Origin of the sequence: Falsiroseomonas stagni DSM 19981, assembly GCF_900114315.1 — a bacterium.
Lineage (GTDB): Bacteria > Pseudomonadota > Alphaproteobacteria > Acetobacterales > Acetobacteraceae > Falsiroseomonas > Falsiroseomonas stagni.
Window position 1 is genome coordinate 720,765 of sequence record NZ_FOSQ01000002.1, and the last position, 16,578, is coordinate 737,342.

The 16,578-nt window shown below is 68.1% G+C and carries 15 protein-coding genes; 8 read left to right on the top strand and 7 right to left on the bottom strand.

The window, feature by feature from the left end; translation table 11 throughout:
• Positions 1 to 101: 101 nt before the first annotated feature.
• Positions 102 to 1,427, top strand: coding sequence for an LLM class flavin-dependent oxidoreductase (locus BM041_RS09965; RefSeq protein WP_245761998.1), 1,326 nt, complete (start codon positions 102 to 104; stop codon positions 1,425 to 1,427).
• Here BM041_RS09965 and BM041_RS09970 read toward each other — a convergent pair.
• Genes BM041_RS09970 through BM041_RS09980 form a run of 3 tightly spaced genes read right to left on the bottom strand, consistent with a single transcriptional unit; the run spans position 1,420 to position 4,768 of the window.
• On the bottom strand, positions 1,420 to 2,160 hold the full coding sequence (locus BM041_RS09970; protein ID WP_092959043.1) for a sulfite exporter TauE/SafE family protein: 741 nt from the start codon (positions 2,158 to 2,160) through the stop codon (positions 1,420 to 1,422). The two genes, BM041_RS09965 and BM041_RS09970, sit on opposite strands and share 8 nt — an antisense overlap.
• Positions 2,160 to 3,455 (bottom strand): amidase, encoded by a 1,296-nt coding sequence (locus tag BM041_RS09975; protein ID WP_092958875.1) that lies wholly within the window; start codon positions 3,453 to 3,455, stop codon positions 2,160 to 2,162. The genes BM041_RS09970 and BM041_RS09975 overlap by 1 nt, the downstream gene beginning before the upstream one ends.
• An 11-nt stretch (positions 3,456 to 3,466) precedes the next feature.
• Positions 3,467 to 4,768 (bottom strand): amidase, encoded by a 1,302-nt coding sequence (locus tag BM041_RS09980; RefSeq protein WP_092958877.1) that lies wholly within the window; start codon positions 4,766 to 4,768, stop codon positions 3,467 to 3,469.
• 257 nt (positions 4,769 to 5,025) lie between these two features.
• On the opposite strand from BM041_RS09980, the gene BM041_RS09985 reads away from it, so the two are divergent.
• From BM041_RS09985 to BM041_RS10005, 5 genes are read left to right on the top strand one after another with little or no spacing between them, the layout of a single operon-like run.
• Positions 5,026 to 6,636, top strand: a complete 1,611-nt coding sequence (locus BM041_RS09985) for an ABC transporter substrate-binding protein (protein WP_092958879.1) — start codon at positions 5,026 to 5,028, stop codon at positions 6,634 to 6,636.
• A 9-nt stretch (positions 6,637 to 6,645) separates the two neighbouring features.
• Positions 6,646 to 7,599: an ABC transporter permease gene (locus BM041_RS09990; protein ID WP_092958881.1), complete on the top strand. Its 954-nt coding sequence runs from the start codon at positions 6,646 to 6,648 to the stop codon at positions 7,597 to 7,599.
• Positions 7,596 to 8,471: an ABC transporter permease gene (locus BM041_RS09995; protein ID WP_092958883.1), complete on the top strand. Its 876-nt coding sequence runs from the start codon at positions 7,596 to 7,598 to the stop codon at positions 8,469 to 8,471. Before BM041_RS09990 ends, BM041_RS09995 begins: the two co-directional genes overlap by 4 nt.
• Positions 8,468 to 9,493 (top strand): ABC transporter ATP-binding protein, encoded by a 1,026-nt coding sequence (locus tag BM041_RS10000; RefSeq protein ID WP_092958885.1) that lies wholly within the window; start codon positions 8,468 to 8,470, stop codon positions 9,491 to 9,493. The genes BM041_RS09995 and BM041_RS10000 overlap by 4 nt, the downstream gene beginning before the upstream one ends.
• The gene (locus BM041_RS10005) at positions 9,490 to 10,506 is read left to right on the top strand and encodes an ABC transporter ATP-binding protein (protein ID WP_092958887.1); all 1,017 of its coding nucleotides are present in this window, start codon (positions 9,490 to 9,492) and stop codon (positions 10,504 to 10,506) included. Before BM041_RS10000 ends, BM041_RS10005 begins: the two co-directional genes overlap by 4 nt.
• Here BM041_RS10005 and BM041_RS10010 read toward each other — a convergent pair.
• The 3 genes from BM041_RS10010 to BM041_RS10020 form a co-directional block, all read right to left on the bottom strand.
• A complete protein-coding gene (locus BM041_RS10010; RefSeq protein WP_092958889.1) occupies positions 10,447 to 11,205 on the bottom strand; it encodes a DUF3750 domain-containing protein in 759 nt (252 codons plus the stop codon). The genes BM041_RS10005 and BM041_RS10010 overlap by 60 nt on opposite strands.
• A 184-nt stretch (positions 11,206 to 11,389) precedes the next feature.
• Positions 11,390 to 11,896: a DNA starvation/stationary phase protection protein Dps gene (gene dps, locus BM041_RS10015; protein ID WP_092958891.1), complete on the bottom strand. Its 507-nt coding sequence runs from the start codon at positions 11,894 to 11,896 to the stop codon at positions 11,390 to 11,392.
• A 62-nt stretch (positions 11,897 to 11,958) separates the two neighbouring features.
• The gene (locus tag BM041_RS10020) at positions 11,959 to 13,569 is read right to left on the bottom strand and encodes an MFS transporter (RefSeq protein WP_092959045.1); all 1,611 of its coding nucleotides are present in this window, start codon (positions 13,567 to 13,569) and stop codon (positions 11,959 to 11,961) included.
• Between the two features lie 633 nt (positions 13,570 to 14,202).
• On the opposite strand from BM041_RS10020, the gene BM041_RS10025 reads away from it, so the two are divergent.
• A complete protein-coding gene (locus tag BM041_RS10025) occupies positions 14,203 to 14,841 on the top strand; it encodes a calcium-binding protein (protein WP_092958893.1) in 639 nt (212 codons plus the stop codon).
• A 9-nt stretch (positions 14,842 to 14,850) separates the two neighbouring features.
• Here BM041_RS10025 and BM041_RS10030 read toward each other — a convergent pair whose 3' ends face one another.
• Positions 14,851 to 16,137, bottom strand: coding sequence for an NCS2 family permease (locus tag BM041_RS10030; protein ID WP_092958895.1), 1,287 nt, complete (start codon positions 16,135 to 16,137; stop codon positions 14,851 to 14,853).
• Between the two features lie 85 nt (positions 16,138 to 16,222).
• Between BM041_RS10030 and sugE the strand changes: the two genes are divergently transcribed.
• Positions 16,223 to 16,537, top strand: coding sequence for a quaternary ammonium compound efflux SMR transporter SugE (sugE, locus tag BM041_RS10035; RefSeq protein WP_092958897.1), 315 nt, complete (start codon positions 16,223 to 16,225; stop codon positions 16,535 to 16,537).
• Positions 16,538 to 16,578 lie beyond the last annotated feature (41 nt).

Here is a 16,578-nt window from a genome sequence, read left to right on the forward strand (position 1 = left end):
CCGAGCGGCACCGCGGCAAGGGGCCTTCCGTGCGACGCGATATGGCGGGAGACTGCGGCGCCTCCGGTCAGGGACATCCGCCTTCCATGCCACCACGCCAGTTGAAGCTCGCCGCCTTCTTCAACCCGCCCGGGTCGCATGTGGCGGGGTGGCGCATGCCGGATGCGGTGCCGACCGATCTCGAGTTCGACGAGTATCTCGACGTGGTGCGGGAAGCCGAGCGCGGGCTGTTCGACATGGTCTTCTTCCAGGACAGCGCCGCCGTGCCGCCTGCCATCACGCTGGCCGGAAAGGATACGGAGGCAGCGGCCGGCGCGGCGCGCACGGTGCGGATCGAGCCGATGACACTGCTCGCGGCGCTCGCGGTGACAACCACGCATATCGGCCTCGTGGCGACAGGCACGACGTCCTACAACGAGCCGTATCATATCGCGCGGCGCTTCGCGTCCATCGACCACCTCAGCAAGGGGCGGGCGGGGTGGAACCTGGTGACGTCACAGAACGAGGACGAGGCGCAGAATTTCGGGCGCGATGCGCATCTCGACCACGCGCTGCGATATGAACGTGCGGCAGAATTCCACGATGTGGTGGTTGGCCTCTGGGAGGGCTGGGATCACGACGCCTTCATCCGGGACAAGGCAAGCGGACGGTATTTCGATCCGTCCAAGCTGCGAATCCTGAATCACGTCGGTAAGCACTTCCGGGTCCGCGGGCCGCTGAACGTTGCTCGGTCGCCGCAGGGACGACCCATCATCGCCCAGGCGGGATCATCCGAGCCGGGCAAGGAACTGGCGGCGCGCACCGCCGATGTCACCTTCACGGCGCAGACATCGTTGGCCGAAGCGCAGGCGTTCCGAGCGGATGTGCGAGAGCGCGCGATGCGGTACGGGCGGTCGCCGGACGACATCAAGATCATGCCCGGCCTCAACTATGTTCTGGCGGAGACCGAGAGCGACGCCCGCGCCCTTTATGAACACCTGCTGTCGATGATGACGGATGAGGTGGTGATGCCGTCGATCATGCGTCTGTCGGGTGGGCTCGATCTGCGGCAGTTTCCGCTGGACGGGCCACTGCCGGAATTGCCGCAGAGCAACGCAGCGCATGCGCGGCAGAAGATGCTGGTGGAGTTGGCGCGACGGGAAAACCTCTCCATCCGGCAACTGGCGCGCCGCTACGCGACATCGAACGGGCACAACGTCTTCGTCGGTACGCCGAAAGGCCTGGCCGACATGATGGAGGCGTGGTTCCAGGCCGGCGCGGCAGATGGCTTCGTGATGCTGTCGCCCTACTACCCCACGCCGATGCGGAATTTCGTTCGCTGGGTGGTGCCGGAATTGCAACGTCGGGGGATCTACCGCACCGCCTATGAGGGGCGGACACTGCGGGAGAATCTCGGGCTGGTAAGCCCCGCGCCGCCGCTCAGGTGAAGGCGCTCCAGAGGAAGGAGAGGCCGGAGAAGGCCACCATCGCCTCGATCAGCGCGGTATGGATGCGCAGGTGGATGCGGGCGATGAGCCAGCGTGCGGCATAGGCGCCGGGGATCATGCAGAGGCCGACGAGCACACCACCGATGAGCAGCGTCTCGTCCAGCAGGTCGAGGCGCCCATAGAGCAGCGTCTTGGCGATATTGACGGCGGCCCCGATCGCCGCATCCGTCCCGACCAGCGCACCACCCGCAAGGCCAAGGCCCAGCAAAAGCGGCACGACAATCACGCCGCCGCCCGGCAGCGCACCGGCCACCAGCCCGAAAAGGAAGCTGATGCCGATGACGGCAGCAGGCGTCGGCACGACCTTGCGCTTGTCCAGCCATCGCCGCAGCGGGATGGAAGCGAGCAGGAAGAGCCCGATGAGGACCGCGAGTGGCGTCCGCGGCAGGATATCGTAGATCAACCCGCCGGCGAGGACGCCGGGCAGCGTAGGCAACAGGACCCGCAGGATGAGGTCGGGGCGAATCTGGTCGCGATAGACCCAGGCACGGGAGAGATTGCCGAAGGTCATGGCGATGGCCATGACCGGCACCACGCCCTTGACCCCGACCACCGGCACGAGGAAGGGCGTGACGATCAGACCTGCGCCGAAACCGCTGAGCCCGCCGAGCACGGCACCGCCGAAGGCGATGAGGCCGAGGGCGAGGAAGCCCATCCAGCCGAGGTCGTCCATCAGTCGGCCAGCGCCGCCGCGACCCATCCGGCGGTGGCGAAGAGCCGTTCATCCTCATGCCGCGGAGAGACCAGTTGCAGACCAAGGGGCATACCGGCAGGGCCCCTGCCGAAGGGCATGGTCAGGCAGGGGGTGTAGAGGAGCGTCCAGAGGGAGTTGAAGGTGGCGCTGCCTGTGCCGGAGAGGCCGACAGGGGCTTCTCCCGCCGCGGCGAGGGTGAGGACGGCGTCGAAGGCCGGGAGGGTGTCCTCCGCCCACAGGCGCATCGCCTCCGCCCGCCGTTGCGCGTCCACATAGGCGGAGACGGGCGTGGTCTCACCGTCGCGGATGCGGCCCTCCCCGAGTGCCTTGCTGATGAGGTGGCGGTGACCGTGGCGTTCAAAGCCGAAGTTGCGGGCACCTTCGAAATTCGCGACGCGCTTGTGGACCTTCAGCCAGCCATCGAAGATAGGGGATGGTAGCAACAGGTCGGTGATGGTGGCGCCGGCGGCTTCGCAGCGCCTGGCGGCTTCCTCCAGCACCTGCTGTGCGGCGGGCGTGGCCTCATCCCATTCGGGGGTGCGGCAGAGAGCGAGCCGTGGGGCGCGGTCCAGCGGTGCCACATTTTCGTAGGGGATACGGGTGAGGACGGCGCGGAGGCGCTGCACATCCTCCAGCGCGCGAGCGCAGAGGCCGACGGTGTCGAGCGTGCCCGATTGCTGGAAGACACCGACGCGGCTGACCTCGCCGAAACTCGGCTTGTAGCCCCAGAGGCCACAGAAGGCGGCGGGGCGGATCATGGAGCCGGAGGTCTGCGTACCCAGCGCCAGGGGCACCTGGAAGTCGGCGACGGCCGCGGCGGAGCCGGAGGATGAACCGCCCGGGGTGCGCGTGGGGTCGAGCGGATTGCGCGTGGGGCCGGGGTGGCGGTTGGCGAATTCCGTGGTGACGGATTTGCCGAGGATGGTGCCGCCAGCGGCACGGATCAGCGCGGCGACGGCGCTGTCGGCATAGGTGCGACGCCCCGCATGGATCGGGGAATTGCACTGGGTCGGCATATCGAAGGTCTCGATAATGTCCTTCAACGCGACAGGCACGCCATGCAGCGGGCCACGCGGGGGGACGCGGTCCGCGGCGCGAGCCTGGGCCAAGGCGAGGTCAGGGTCGAGGAACGCCCAGGCGGCGACATCGGCGTCGCGGGCGGCGATGCGGTCAAGGCAGGCACGGGTCAGCGCTTCCGCCGTCAAGGCGCCGGCGACGATGGCGTCGGCCGCAGAGCTGGCGGTGAGGGTCGCCGGATCGGCGGTGATGGTCATGGGCGTGATCCTCAGCCGGCCAGCACACGTTCGGCCCAGGCGGCGACGGCCAGCAGGCGGTCATCGTCATGCCTGCGAGAAACAAGTTGCACGCCGATCGGCATGGAGTTCGGCCCCGTACCGAAGGGCAATGTGATGCAGGGCATGTGCAAATTGGTCCAGAGGTAGTTGAAGATCGGATTGCCGGTATGGGCAAGACCCGATGGCGCCTCATCCGGGGCGCTCGGCGTCAGCAGCGCATCGAATTCGTGCTGCGCCATCAGCGCATCCATCATGGCGCGACAGCGGTCACCCTGGCGGATGGCGGCGCGGAACTCCGCGAGGGTGGAGGCCTCTCCGACGTTCACGCGTTCCTCGAGCCAATCCTGGCTCACCAGATGGCGAGAGCGCGCGAGTTCATCGGCGTAGTTGCGCACGGCCTCGAACCCGCACACCACGCGATGGGCATCGCGGAGCGTGGCGAGTTCCTCGGGGACCTCGAACTCCGTCACGGTGGCGCCGTCGGCTGCGAAGGCGCGGGCTGCGTCCTCGATCGCCTGGCGCGTCGCGGGCGATGCCATGTCCCAATGCGCGGTGCGGGCGATGGCGATGCGCGGCGCGGTGATGAACGCCGGAGACTCATAGGGGATTTCCATGATCGCCGCACGGAACAGGGCGATATCCTCTACGGCGCGCGCCATGACGCCGACCGTGTCGTAGGCTTCCGTATTAGTCCGCACGCCGCTGTTGCCGAAGTGCTGGAAGGACGGCTTGAAGCCGACGACGCCACAATAGGCGGCGGGCCGCAGGACGGAGCCGCCGGTCTGCGTGCCGATGGCCAGCGGCACCTGGAAATCGGCGACGGCGGCGGCGGAACCGGAGGAGGAACCGCCGGGCGTCCGCGTGACGTCATGCGGGTTGCGCGTGGCACCAGGCTTGCGGTTGGCGAATTCGGTCGTGACGGTCTTGCCGAGCAGGACGGCACCGGCGGCGCGGGGCCCGGCAACCGTTGCGCCATCACGGTTCGGGCGGTGGCCGACATAGATGGAGGAGCCATAGCCCGCGGGCATGTCGGCCGTATCAATGATGTCCTTCACGCCGAAGGGGATGCCGTGAAGCAGGCCCTGATCCGGCCCTGCATCAAGGGCTCGGGCGCGGGCGCGAGAGGCCTCGGGGTCCAGGAAGGCCCAGGCGGCGACGGTGCCGTTGCGGGCTGCAATCCGTTCCAGACAGGCCTCCAGCAGGGCGGAGGCAGTCAGGGTACCGGCGGCGATGGCGCGGCGGGCTGCTGCGGCGGTCAGGCGCTCCGGCACGGTGACGAGGGCGGCGTCCATCGATTCACTCCGCAATTCGGCATGGCGGGATCAGCAATTCCGATGCCAGCGCAGCATCGTGACGAAAGCCCGTCAAACGCCGCGCGGCACCGGCATCACCGCGATGCCGAGGCGGGATGCTGCCTGGATCGGACGCCTCTGCCGATGCGTGAGGCACTCGATGCACCACAGCAACGGCATCAGGGCGGCCGGGGACCACGCGGCAGCGTGGCCCGATGCTTGCAACGCCCGGTGCGGTTCGAGCGTCAGGAGGCTGCATGACCTGCTTCACCCCACTGCGCCGCATCGCAGCGGCGCTGCTGCTGCCGGCACTGATCGGGCTTTCGGCGCCGGCGGCGGCGCAGGGCACGCTGCGCGTGGCGATGACGCTGGCCGATATTCCGCTAACCGATGGTGCGCCGGACCAGGGCACGGAAGGCGTGCGCTTCAGCGGCATCACCATCTATGACGGGCTGACGAACTGGGACCTGACGCAGGCGGAGCGGCCGGCGGAGCTGCGATCGGGCCTCGCCACCGAATGGGCGCCAAGGCCGGATGATCCGACGCGCTGGATCTTCAAGCTGCGCCAGGGCGTGCGCTTCCATGACGGGTCGGTGATGAATGCCGATGCGGTCATCTTCAGCTTCGAACGCGCCCTGAACAGCAACCATCCCGCCTATGACGTCTCCGCACGCCGGCAGTTGCAGGCCTTCATCCCGGCGGTGAAGGCATGGGCGAAGATCGACGACTACACGATTGAGATCGAGACCAACGGCATCGACAGCCAGTTGCCCTTCCAGATGACGCGGCTGTTCGTGGTGTCGCCCACGCATTGGGAGGCCGTCGGGCGTGACTGGAATGCGTATCGCCGCAATCCAAGCGGCACGGGGCCGTGGCGGATGGATGCGCTGGTGCCACGGCAGCGGATGGAACTCGTGCCGAACCGCGAGTATTGGGACGCGGCGCGGCGGCCCCGGCTCGACCGGTTGATCCTGCTGCCGATCCCGGAGGTTTCCGCGCGCACGGCGGCGTTGCTGTCGAACCGGGTGGAGTGGGCGGAGAGCCCTTCCCCGGACAGCGTGCCTCGGCTGCGGCAGGCGGGGTTCACCATCTCCACCAACGCCATTCCGCATATGTGGCCCTACACCGTCAGTGTCCTGCCGGACAGCCCGTTCCACGACATCAGGGTGCGCCAGGCGGTGAACCTGGCGATCGACCGGGACGGGCTGGTGCAGGTCCTGAACGGGCTGGCTGTCCCGTCCATCGGCAACCTCACGCCCGATCACCCTTGGTTCGGCACGCCGAGCTTCCGGCCACGCTTCGACCAGGCGGAGGCAAGGCGGCTGCTGGCGGCGGCGGGGTACGGGCCGAACCGGCGGCTGCCGCTGAAGTTCATCATCTCCGCCAGCGGATCGGGCCAGATGTATCCGCTGCTGATGAACGAGTATGTGCAGGAGAACCTCCGTCAGGTCGGCATCGACCTGGAGTTGCAGGTCTTCGAGTGGGAGGCGCTGCGCGGGCGGCGGCGGGATGGCGCACAGGGTGCGAGCAATCGCGGCGTACACGCCCTGAACAATTCCTGGAACTCGATGGACCCCTATAACGGGCTGCTGCGCTTCTTCGGGCCGAACGAGTTGCCGCCGAATGGCACCAATTGGGGCAACATCCGCGACGAGGTGCTGGAAGGCCTGGCGGAGCGGGTGAAGGGGGAATTCAATCCTCAGCGCCAGGCCGCGCTGCTGGCGCAGATCCATACGCGCTTCGTGGACCAGGCCTACTTCATCTGGGTTGTGCATGATGTCGGCCCGCGCGCCTTGTCCCGCCGCGTGCAGGGGCATGTGCACGCGAAATCCTGGTACGTCGATTTCTCGCCGCTGTTCCTGCGCTGAGGGCGCGGCGTGCTGCGATACCTGTTGCGGCGGCTGGCCTATGTCGCGCCCATCGCTGTCGGGGTGACGCTGATCGTCTTCCTGCTGGTGCATATCGCGCCGGGGGATCCGATCAGTGCCATCCTGCCGGATGACGCGAGTGCCGAGATGGTTGCGGAGGCGCGGCGCGAATATGGGCTGGATAAGCCGCTGCCGGTGCAATACGGCATATGGCTGTGGCGGGCCGCGCAGGGGGAGTTGGGGACCTCCATTCGGTCCGGACGCACGGTGGCGTCGGAGCTTTCGATGGCGGTGGGGAACACCTTCATCCTCGCCGTGGCCTCCGGCCTCCTTGCCTGCGTGTTCGGTGTGGCGCTCGGGCTGGTGGCAGGGCTGGCGCGTGACAGGATCGCGGATCATGTCACCAGCCTCGTGACGCTGGCGGGCGTCAGTCTGCCGCACTACTGGGTGGCGATCCTGCTGGTGATCGTCTTCGCGGTCGAGAATCCCTGGCTGCCGCCGCTCGGCATCGGGCCGGATACCAGCGATGGATGGCGGCCGGATTGGGCGCATCTCCAACACCTGATCCTGCCCGCCATCGCGACGGCCCTCATCCCCATGGCGGTGATTGCGCGGACGATGCGGGCCTCGGTCATCGAGGCGCTGGACCAGGATTTCGTCACCACGCTGCATGCAAAGGGGCTGCTGCCGGGTCGGCGACTCTGGCATGTGCTGCGGAATGCCCTGCCCACGACACTGGCGGTAACGGGCCTGCAGCTGGGCAACATGCTGGGCGGTTCGGTGCTCGTGGAAACGGTGTTCGCCTGGCCGGGGACTGGGTTCCTGCTGGCCAATGCCATCTTCCAGCGCGACTTGCCCGTCCTGCAGGGGACCATGCTGGTGCTCTCCCTGTTCTTCGTCGTGCTCAACCTGGCGGTGGATCTTCTCCAGTCCTGGGCTGATCCGCGGATCCGGCGGGCATGAGTGCGACGGTCGCGATGCCGGCCAAGGCGCCAGGCACGGGGTATTGGCGCGGCGTCGGGCGGCGCTTCGCGCGACAGCCCCTGGCGATGGCAGCGGCGATGGTGCTGCTGGTGGTGGTGCTGTCAGCGATCGGCGCGGATTGGATCGCGCCAGCCGATCCCTTCCAGACCAGCGTCTCGCGACGCCTCGCCGCGATCGGCACGCCGGGGCGATGGCTCGGCGGCGATGAGTTGGGGCGGGACATGCTCTCCCGCTTGATCCATGGGGGCCGGGTGTCGCTGGCCATGGCCATCGTACCGGTCGCGGTCGCGCTGGTGATCGGGGGGTTCCTCGGTGTGCTGGCGGGCTACGCCGGCGGCGCGGTGAACATGGCCATCATGCGGGTGATGGATGTGTTCTACGCCTATCCCTCCATCCTGCTGGCCGTCGCCATCGCCGGCGCGCTCGGGCCGGGAATGGTGAACGGGATGGTGGCGCTGACGCTGGTGTTCGTCGCGCCCATCGCGCGCGTCGCGGAGAGCGTCACCACCCAGGTCCGGGCGAATGACTATGTGGTGGCGGCACGGCTTTCGGGGGCGCCGACCTCGATGATCCTGCGCCGCCATGTGCTGAACAATGTGGCGGGGCCGGTGCTGGTCTTCGCGGCCAGCCAGGTGAGCGTCTCCATCATCGCGGCGTCCGGGCTCAGCTTCCTCGGGCTGGGCGTGTCGCCACCGCAGGCGGATTGGGGGCTGATGCTCTCCGCCTTGCGGCAGGCGCTGTATGTCAATCCGTGGGTGGCGGCTCTGCCGGGGGCGGCGATCTTCCTGTGCTCCATGGCCGTGAACATCGTGAGCGATGGCATCCGCCGAGCGATGGAGTTGCGGCGATGAAGGCGCCCCTTCCCGCCCTGCCCGACCGCGGCGGGCCGGCGCAGCCGATGCTGACGGTCAACGGGCTGCGGCGGTGGTTCCGGCTGGATGGCAAGCGCGTGATCCGCGCGGTGGATGGGCTGGATTTCAGCGTGGCGAAGGGCACGACTCTCGGCATCGTTGGCGAAAGCGGCTGCGGAAAATCCACAGCGGCGAAGCTGGTGGCAGGGATAGAGCCCGCCGATGCCGGCGAAGTGGTGCTGGATGGAGAGGTGTTCTGGGCGCGCGGCGCGCGGATCGGGCCGGAGGCCCGGCGCGCGGTGCAGATGGTGTTCCAGGACAGCCATTCCTCACTGAACCCGCGCATGACCGCCGCGGAGAGCATCGCCTTCGGACCGGAGGCGCATGGGGTGAAGCCGGGCGCCGCGCGGGATTACGCGCGGGCGTTGCTGGAGGCGGTGGGCCTGCCGCCTGATCGCTTCGCGGATCGCCCGCCCATGGCGCTGTCCGGCGGGCAGAGGCAGCGCGTGAACATCGCGCGCGCCCTGGCGCTGCGGCCGCGGGTGCTGCTGTTGGACGAGCCGGTCTCGGCGCTGGACAAGTCGGTCGAGGCGCAGGTGCTGAACCTGCTGGTGCGGCTCAGGGCGCAGCTCGACCTGACCTATGTCTTCATCTCCCACGACCTGTCCGTGGTGCGCTACGTCGCGGATGAGGTGGCGGTGATGTATCTCGGCCAGGTGGTGGAGCAGGCGCCGGCCAGCGTCATCTTCGCGCGGCCATCGCATCCCTATACGCGGGCGCTCTTCGCCTCCAAGCCATCGGTCGATCCGCGCCGTCGGATCGCGGCGCCACCGATCCAGGGGGACCCGCCGGACCCGGTCGATCCGCCGTCGGGCTGCCGGTTCAGGACGCGCTGCGGGTTTGCCGAAGCCTTGTGCGCGACCGGCACGCCGCCGCTGGGCACCGTGGCGCCGGCGCATCGCGTGGCGTGCTGGATGACGGTGCCGCGCAGCGGGCACAGCCAGGCTGGGGTCGCGGCATGACAGCGGCACTGGAGGTGAATGGGCTGGAAGTGGCGTACCGCGCCGGGCGGGGCTTCGTGCCGGTGGTGCGCGGCGTGGACCTGACACTGGCGCGCGGGAAGGTCCTCGCGCTGCTGGGGGAGTCGGGGTCGGGGAAATCCGTGACGCTGCGCAGCATGGTGGGACTGACGGCGCGGGAGGGGGCGAGGGTCGCGGGCAGCGTGCGGGTCCTCGGGCAGGATGTGCCCGGGATGACGGCGCGGCAGCAACTGGACCTGCGTGGCAGCCAGGTGGGCTTCGTGTTCCAGGAACCGATGACGGCGCTTGACCCGGTTTTCCGCGTCGGCGACCAGATCGCGGAGGTACTGGTCCGGCACCGCGGCGCGACATGGGCGGAGGGCTTGGCACGGGCGCGCGCCTTGTTCGATCTGGTGCAGATCCCGGCAGCGGCGCAGCGGCTGCGCGCCTATCCCTCGGAGTTGTCCGGCGGACTCAGGCAGCGGGCGATGATCGCCATCGCGCTGGCTTGCGAACCCCCTCTGCTGCTGGCGGATGAGCCGACCACGGCGCTGGACGCGACGGTGCAGATCCAGGTGCTGCTTCTGCTGCGGGATCTGCAGAAGCAGCTGGGCACGGCGGTGGTATTCGTCACGCACGACCTGGGCGTCGCGGCGGAAATCGCCGATGAGGTGGCTGTGATGTATGCCGGCCGTATCGTGGAACGCGGCAGCGCCGAACAGGTGCTGCTGGCGCCGGCGCATCCCTACACGCGGGCGCTGCTCGGCTGCGTGGTACGGGGGGGCTATGCGGAGGCGCCGCTGGTGGAACTGGCGGGCAGCCCGCCTGACCTTGCGCGGCTGCCACCGGGTTGCAGCTTCGCGCCGCGGTGCGGGTCGGCCTTCGGACCATGCGGGGTCACGGAGCCGGCGGAGGTCGCGCGCCCGAGTGGGCATCGCGCACGGTGCCACCTGCCGCTACCGCTCGACGACCGGGGCGACGGGCATGCCGGTGCCGAGACGACCGAGGCCCGGTAGCTTGAGGGCGGGCCGGAGGACATCGATGCCGGCGACGGCGCCCAGGATGTTGATCTCGATCCCTTCGACAAGGCCGATTGTCAGGCCGAGATAGCCGCCGATGGTGGCGCGGAAGCCGGTTGCCGTCCGGCGCAGCCAACGTCCGTCATGCGGGAAATCCTTGCCGATGGCGGTCGGTGGAAGGGGGGCGCGGACCTCCGGCACCGCATCCATGATGGCGGCGACGAAGGTGTTGGAATTGGGGCCGGGCCAGGCGCGGTAGTCACCGCGGGCCTGATGGGGATAGGCATGGATGGCGGCCTGCATGCGGGGGATCAGCGCCTCCGCCGCCGGACCATCGGCGGCGAAGACGACCTCCGGCAGGCGGCCGAACCAGCGACCATCGGGCTCGAAGCCGTTGACGCGGATCGGGTCGCCCCAGGCGGTGTAGTCGTAGCGCGTGTAGGTGCGGGCGCCGCGCGGCTTGATAACGATCCAGCAATGGCTGGCGAAGATGCCGCGCCACCGGACGGTGGGCGCGGCCAGCACGCGGACAACAGCGGCATCGGGATCGGGCGGCGGCAGCAGGCCGGCGCTGGACCGGTCCGCCGCCCACCACCCATCACCGATGCCGTTGCGCAGGTGCAGCAGCCCGGAGATGCCGAGCGGCAGCAGCCAGAACAGCAGGAACAGGAGCAGCCCGATGCGCAGCGGCGACATCAGGCGTCCCTGGTAAGGCTCAGAGACCGTTTGAGAACACCGGACGGGTCGGCTCCGCGGGTCTTTTCCGCCCCTGCGGCGTTGCCGGACTTGCCGATGCAACCAGCATCCGCCGCGTCCGGCGCCTGGCAGGGACGCAAAATCCCCTGCGGACCCTCAACCGCCGGCATTCTCAAACGGTCTGTCAGCGTTCGCCGGTCGGCGTGGCGGTGGCTTCCATCATCCATACGGCCTTGTCGATGTTGCGGGACACCGCGGTCAAGAGATCGGCGGTATCGGCGTCGCCGGCCTCGTCCGCCTCATCGATGCCTTCGCGGACCGCCTTGGCGACGGCGCTGTAGCGATCCAGCAGCGCGTTCAGGTGGTCCATGCCGGCCTTGATGTCGGCGGGATAGGGCGGCAGGCGCGTGGAACCGGCAACGGACTGCGACGTGCCCATGGCGGTGCCGCCGAGTTGGACGAGGCGTTCCGCTACCTCATCGATATCTTTCTCCAGCGTGCCATAGAATTCCTCGAACATGATGTGCAGGGCGTGGAAGTGGGGCCCCTTCACGTTCCAATGCGCGTGGCGCGTGGTGTTGTAGAGATCGATGCTGTCGGTCAGGCAAGCGGAGAGGACGCCGATGGACGTCTGCTTGGCATTGTCCTTCAGGTCATTGCGGTTGGCGGTCTTGCTCGCGGTCTTGGGCATGGGTTGTCTCCACGGTTGTTCCAGCGGGACCAACGTGGATCGGTGGCGGTCGTTGCACGTCCTCAAGACGACGGGATCGGCGGGACATTGAGGTATCGGGCGGCTTCCGGCGGCGCCGGACCGCGATGCAGGGCGGCGGCGGCGGCCAGGATCGCAAGGTCGGATTCGGTCATCCGCCCGGCCTCCCGCAGGTGTTCCGTCCAGCTTTCCACCAGCCAGAACTCCACCCAGCGCTCCGGGTGGGCCACGTCCTCGAACAATCGCCATCCCAGGGCACCGCTGCGCAGGCGAACCTGGCGGCATTCAGCCATCATCGCGAGGAAGGTGGCGCGGTCGGCGGGGTCGATCTGGTAGCGGACGACCTCCAGCACCCGACTGCTGTCATCGGCCAGGATGGCGGCCAGGGCGGGAGCTGCGGGCTCCGGGGCGGGAATCACTGGCAGCGGACTGCTTTCCCGCGTCGGGGAGGCAGCCGGTTCGATGGAGAAGCGGTGGACCGCCACGCCGCTGATGGCGCAGAGCACGCCGGACAGCGCGAGCGCCCAGCCGATCCCGAGCACCTCCCCTCCCCAGCCGCTGAGGGCCGAGCCGAAGGTGAGGCCGCCGAAGGTGGCGAACTGGTAGATGCCGATCGCGCGCGCCCGCACCCAGCCGGGGACGGAAAGCTGCGCCGATGCCTGGAGCGTCGAGGCACCGGTGATCCAGGCGACGCCGTAGAGGAACATCGCCAGCACGCCGATCGACCAGTGATGCGCCTGGCCCAGCAGCACCAGCGCCACACCGCCCAGGATGGCAGCAACCGTGACGGTTCCGTTGCGGTCGAGGCGGGAACGGAGGGAGGGGAGAACGAAGCCGGCCCCGACGGCACCCACGCCCATCGAGGCCAGCATCAGACCGAGCCATTCGGGGCCGAGCCCGAGTTGCTGACGGACCAGTAGCGGCAACAGGCCCCAGACCGCGGCGGCGAAGAGGAAGAACATGAAACCGCGCAGAATGGTGGCGCGCAGGACGGGGCTGTTGCGGGTGAAGCCGATGCCAGCGCGCATGGCCGACAGGAAATGCTCCTTGGGCAGGCCGGTTCGTGGTGCCTCCCGCTTCCAGAACAGAAGGGCCACGATGACAACCAGGAAGGACAGGGCGTTGAGGGCGAAGGTCGCCTCCGGCCCCGCGGAGGCCACGGTGAAGCCGCCGATGGCCGGGCCGATGGCGCGGGTGATGTTGAAGCCGATGCCGTTGAGGACAATGGCGCTGGCGAGGTCCGCGCGGGGCACGACCTCCGGCGTCGTCGCCGACCATGCGGGAGAGTTCATGGCGGTGCCGGCGCCGATGGCGAAGGTGAGCGCGACCAGACCCCAGGGACCGAGCATGCCTTGCCAGGCGAGGAGAGCCAGGATGGTGCCGGCCACCGCAATCCAGGCCTGGGCGGCAATGAGGTAGTGGCGGCGGTCCACGATATCGGCGAGCGCCCCCGCGGGCAGCGCCAGCAGGAACACCGGCAGCAGGCTGGCCACCTGCACCATGCTGACCATGAGGGGCGAGGGCGCGAGGGATGTCATCATCCAACCTGCCCCGGTGTTCTGCATCCACATGCCGGTGTTGCTGCACAGATTGGCCAGCCACAGCAGCCGGAAGGCGGGATGGCGGAGTGGCAGGAGGGCAGCGGGGAGTTGCATCGGCCACAGGGTGGCAGCAGCGGCCGCGCCGCGTGAAGCGCAAAGCGGCGCGAGGTCGCAGGATAGCATGCTGGGCCGGCCAGCTTGCGGCCTCACGTGACCGTATGCTGCAACCGCGGCCCGGGACCCGGCCGCGTGAATGTCACCAGCACCGGAGGCCGGCGAGACGTTCCTGGCCTGCGCCCGTCACTCGTTCGGACACGGGCCCCTGTTGCGAGCAGCGGTGGCGGGGCGCGCCCGCGCAGGGGCGGGCGAGCACGCAACAGACGTTGTGCCGCTGACGTGCGGCCGATGGCAGCCTCATCCCGAAGCAGAGTCTCGGAAAAACAAAAAATAATACTTCTTTATATTAATGAGGCGCCCCAATGCTCCATTCGACGGCTTGTGTGGCGGATCAGAGAGCCCCGAAAGAGCTTCAAACATCTGTTTTGTATCGAAAAAGATCGCGCAAACATCTGTCATCGCCAGAGATTGTGGGGTTCTCAAAATTTGTCGTTCGTTGCTTGTCTTGCACTCACACCGCTTCACCGCTCAGAAACCTGTTGACGGGCCGATCGTCCAAATTCTAGGATAATCGTCGAAGAAAGCGACCATTCCTGACGCTTCCCCAGCCCGCCCTCAAGGAGCGATGACATGACCGGCTTCGCCTCCATCCACGGTTCCGCCTGTGACGATACGATCGACACGACCTCCGCCGGGTCGCGCCGGGACTACATCGAGGCTGCGGGCGGTGCGGATACCGTCAACTCGGGCGGAGGGAACGACACCGTTCATGCGGGTTCCGGGCGCGACCTGGTCTATGCTGGATCCGGCAATGACGTTGCCTATGGCGATGCGGGGCGGGACACAATCTACGGTGGATCAGGCAATGACCTGATCGAGGGAGGCAGCGACAATGATGCGCTGTTTGGCGAGGCGAGCCGCGACACCATCCTGGGTGGCCAGGGCGATGACTACCTCGCGGGCGGCGCCGGGAACGACATGCTGACGGGCGACGGTGCCGGCTTCGCCGCCCGGGAGGATACCTTCTATTACGACAGCAACTTCGGGGACGACATCATCACCGACTTCGACCTCGGCCGCGACGTCCTCGAGATCAAGGTTGGCATCAACGCCACCAGCGTCGCGGACCCTGCGGACCTCGCCCCCTTTGTCACCGAAATCCACGGTAATGCCGTGATCGCCTTCTCCAACGGGGACAGCATCACCCTGCAAGGGATCACGAAGGACGACCTGCTGGCGGATCTGGAGCACGTCATCAGGATCGTCTGAGACGAATCCTCACATCACCGCGAACTTGATGGCGGATAGCGCGGCTAGCAGCCACACCGCGCCGTGCACCTCCCCTGCCCTTCCGGCCAGGGTCTTCACCAGCGCATAGGTTACGAAGCCGAGGCCAATGCCCGTCGCGATGCTGAAGGTGAAGGGCATGGCGAGCGCGGTGAGGATCGCGGGCAGGTATTCCGTGGTGTCGTCCCAGGCCAGGTCCTGGAGCCCCTTGGCCATCAGGCACGCCACGAAGACCAGCGCCGGCGCGGTGGCAAAGCCCGGAATCGAGGTGGCGAGCGGCGCCAGGAACAGTGTCAGCAGGAAAAGCCCCGCGACGGTCAGTGCCGTCAGCCCGGTGCGGCCGCCCGCCTGGATGCCGGCTGCGCTTTCAATGTAGCTGACCGTGGTGGAGGTGCCGAGCGCGGCACCCATCATCGCACCGCCGGAATCCGCCATGAGCGCGCGGCCGAGCCTCGGCACTGTGCCATCCTTGTTCATCAGGCCGGAACGATGGGTAGTGGCGATCAGCGTGCCGGTGTTGTCCAGCAGATCCACCAGGAAGAAGGTAAAGACGATCCCCATCAGGCCGACGCCGATAGCGCCGGCGATGTTCATCTGGAGAAAGGTCGGGGCCAGGGAGGGAGGGGCAGATACAAGCCCCTTGAACTCCGTCAGGCCGAAGGGCAGGCCGAGCGCGGCCGTACCGATGATGCCCAGGACGATCGCCCCGGGGACATTGCGTGCCACGAGCCCCGCGATCAGCACGAAACCCGCAGAGGCGATGAGCGTGCTGGTGGCGGAGAGCGGGCCGAGGCCCACCAGCGTGGCGGGGTTCGCCACCACCACCCCCATCCCGCGCAGCCCGATCAGGCCGAGGAAGAAGCCGATCCCCGCCGCGATGCCGAGCTTGAGGGAGAGCGGAATCCCGTTCACCAGCCATTCCCGGATCTTGAAGATTGAGACCAGGAAGAACAGGAAGCCCGACAGGAAGACGGCGCCCAGCGCGACCTGCCACGGAATGCCCATGCCTCCCACCACGGCAAACGCGAAGTAGGCATTCAGGCCCATCCCCGGCGCGAGGGCGATCGGGAAATTCGCCAGCAGCCCCATCAGCGCGCTGCCGATGGCCGCGGCCAGGCAGGTCGCCACAAAGGCCGCGCCCGCATCGATGCCCGCCGCCGCCATGATCGATGGATTGACCACGACGATGTAGACCATCGTCAGGTAGGTCGCGATCCCGGCCAGGATCTCCGTCCGGGGATTGGTACCCCGGGCGGTCAGTTCGAAGAAGCGGTCCATCGGGGGCGACTCCTTTGCGCTGCGATGCAGCGAAACCCTAGGCCGGATCGTGACCTTGTGGAGAGCCTCATCAGGGGAGACGAGCATGGCGTGGGTCTGGCTGGGGTTGGCGGGCTTGCTGGAAGTGGGCTGGGCGGTCGGGCTCAAATTCACCGAGGGGTTCTCTCGCCTCGTACCGACCGTGCTGACCCTGGGCGCCATGGCGCTGAGCATCGGCTTGCTGGGGATGGCGTTGAAGACGCTGCCGGTTGGCACGGCCTATGCCATCTGGACCGGCATCGGCGCGGTCGGGACGGCCATCTTTGGCGTCCTGGTGCTGGGGGAGGCCGCGACAGTCGCACGGATCAGCGGCATCGCGCTCATCGCGGCGGGGATCATCACGCTGAAACTGGGAAGTTGATGGCCGCTGGCCAGCGCGCTGCTAGCCTTCCAACGGGCCAG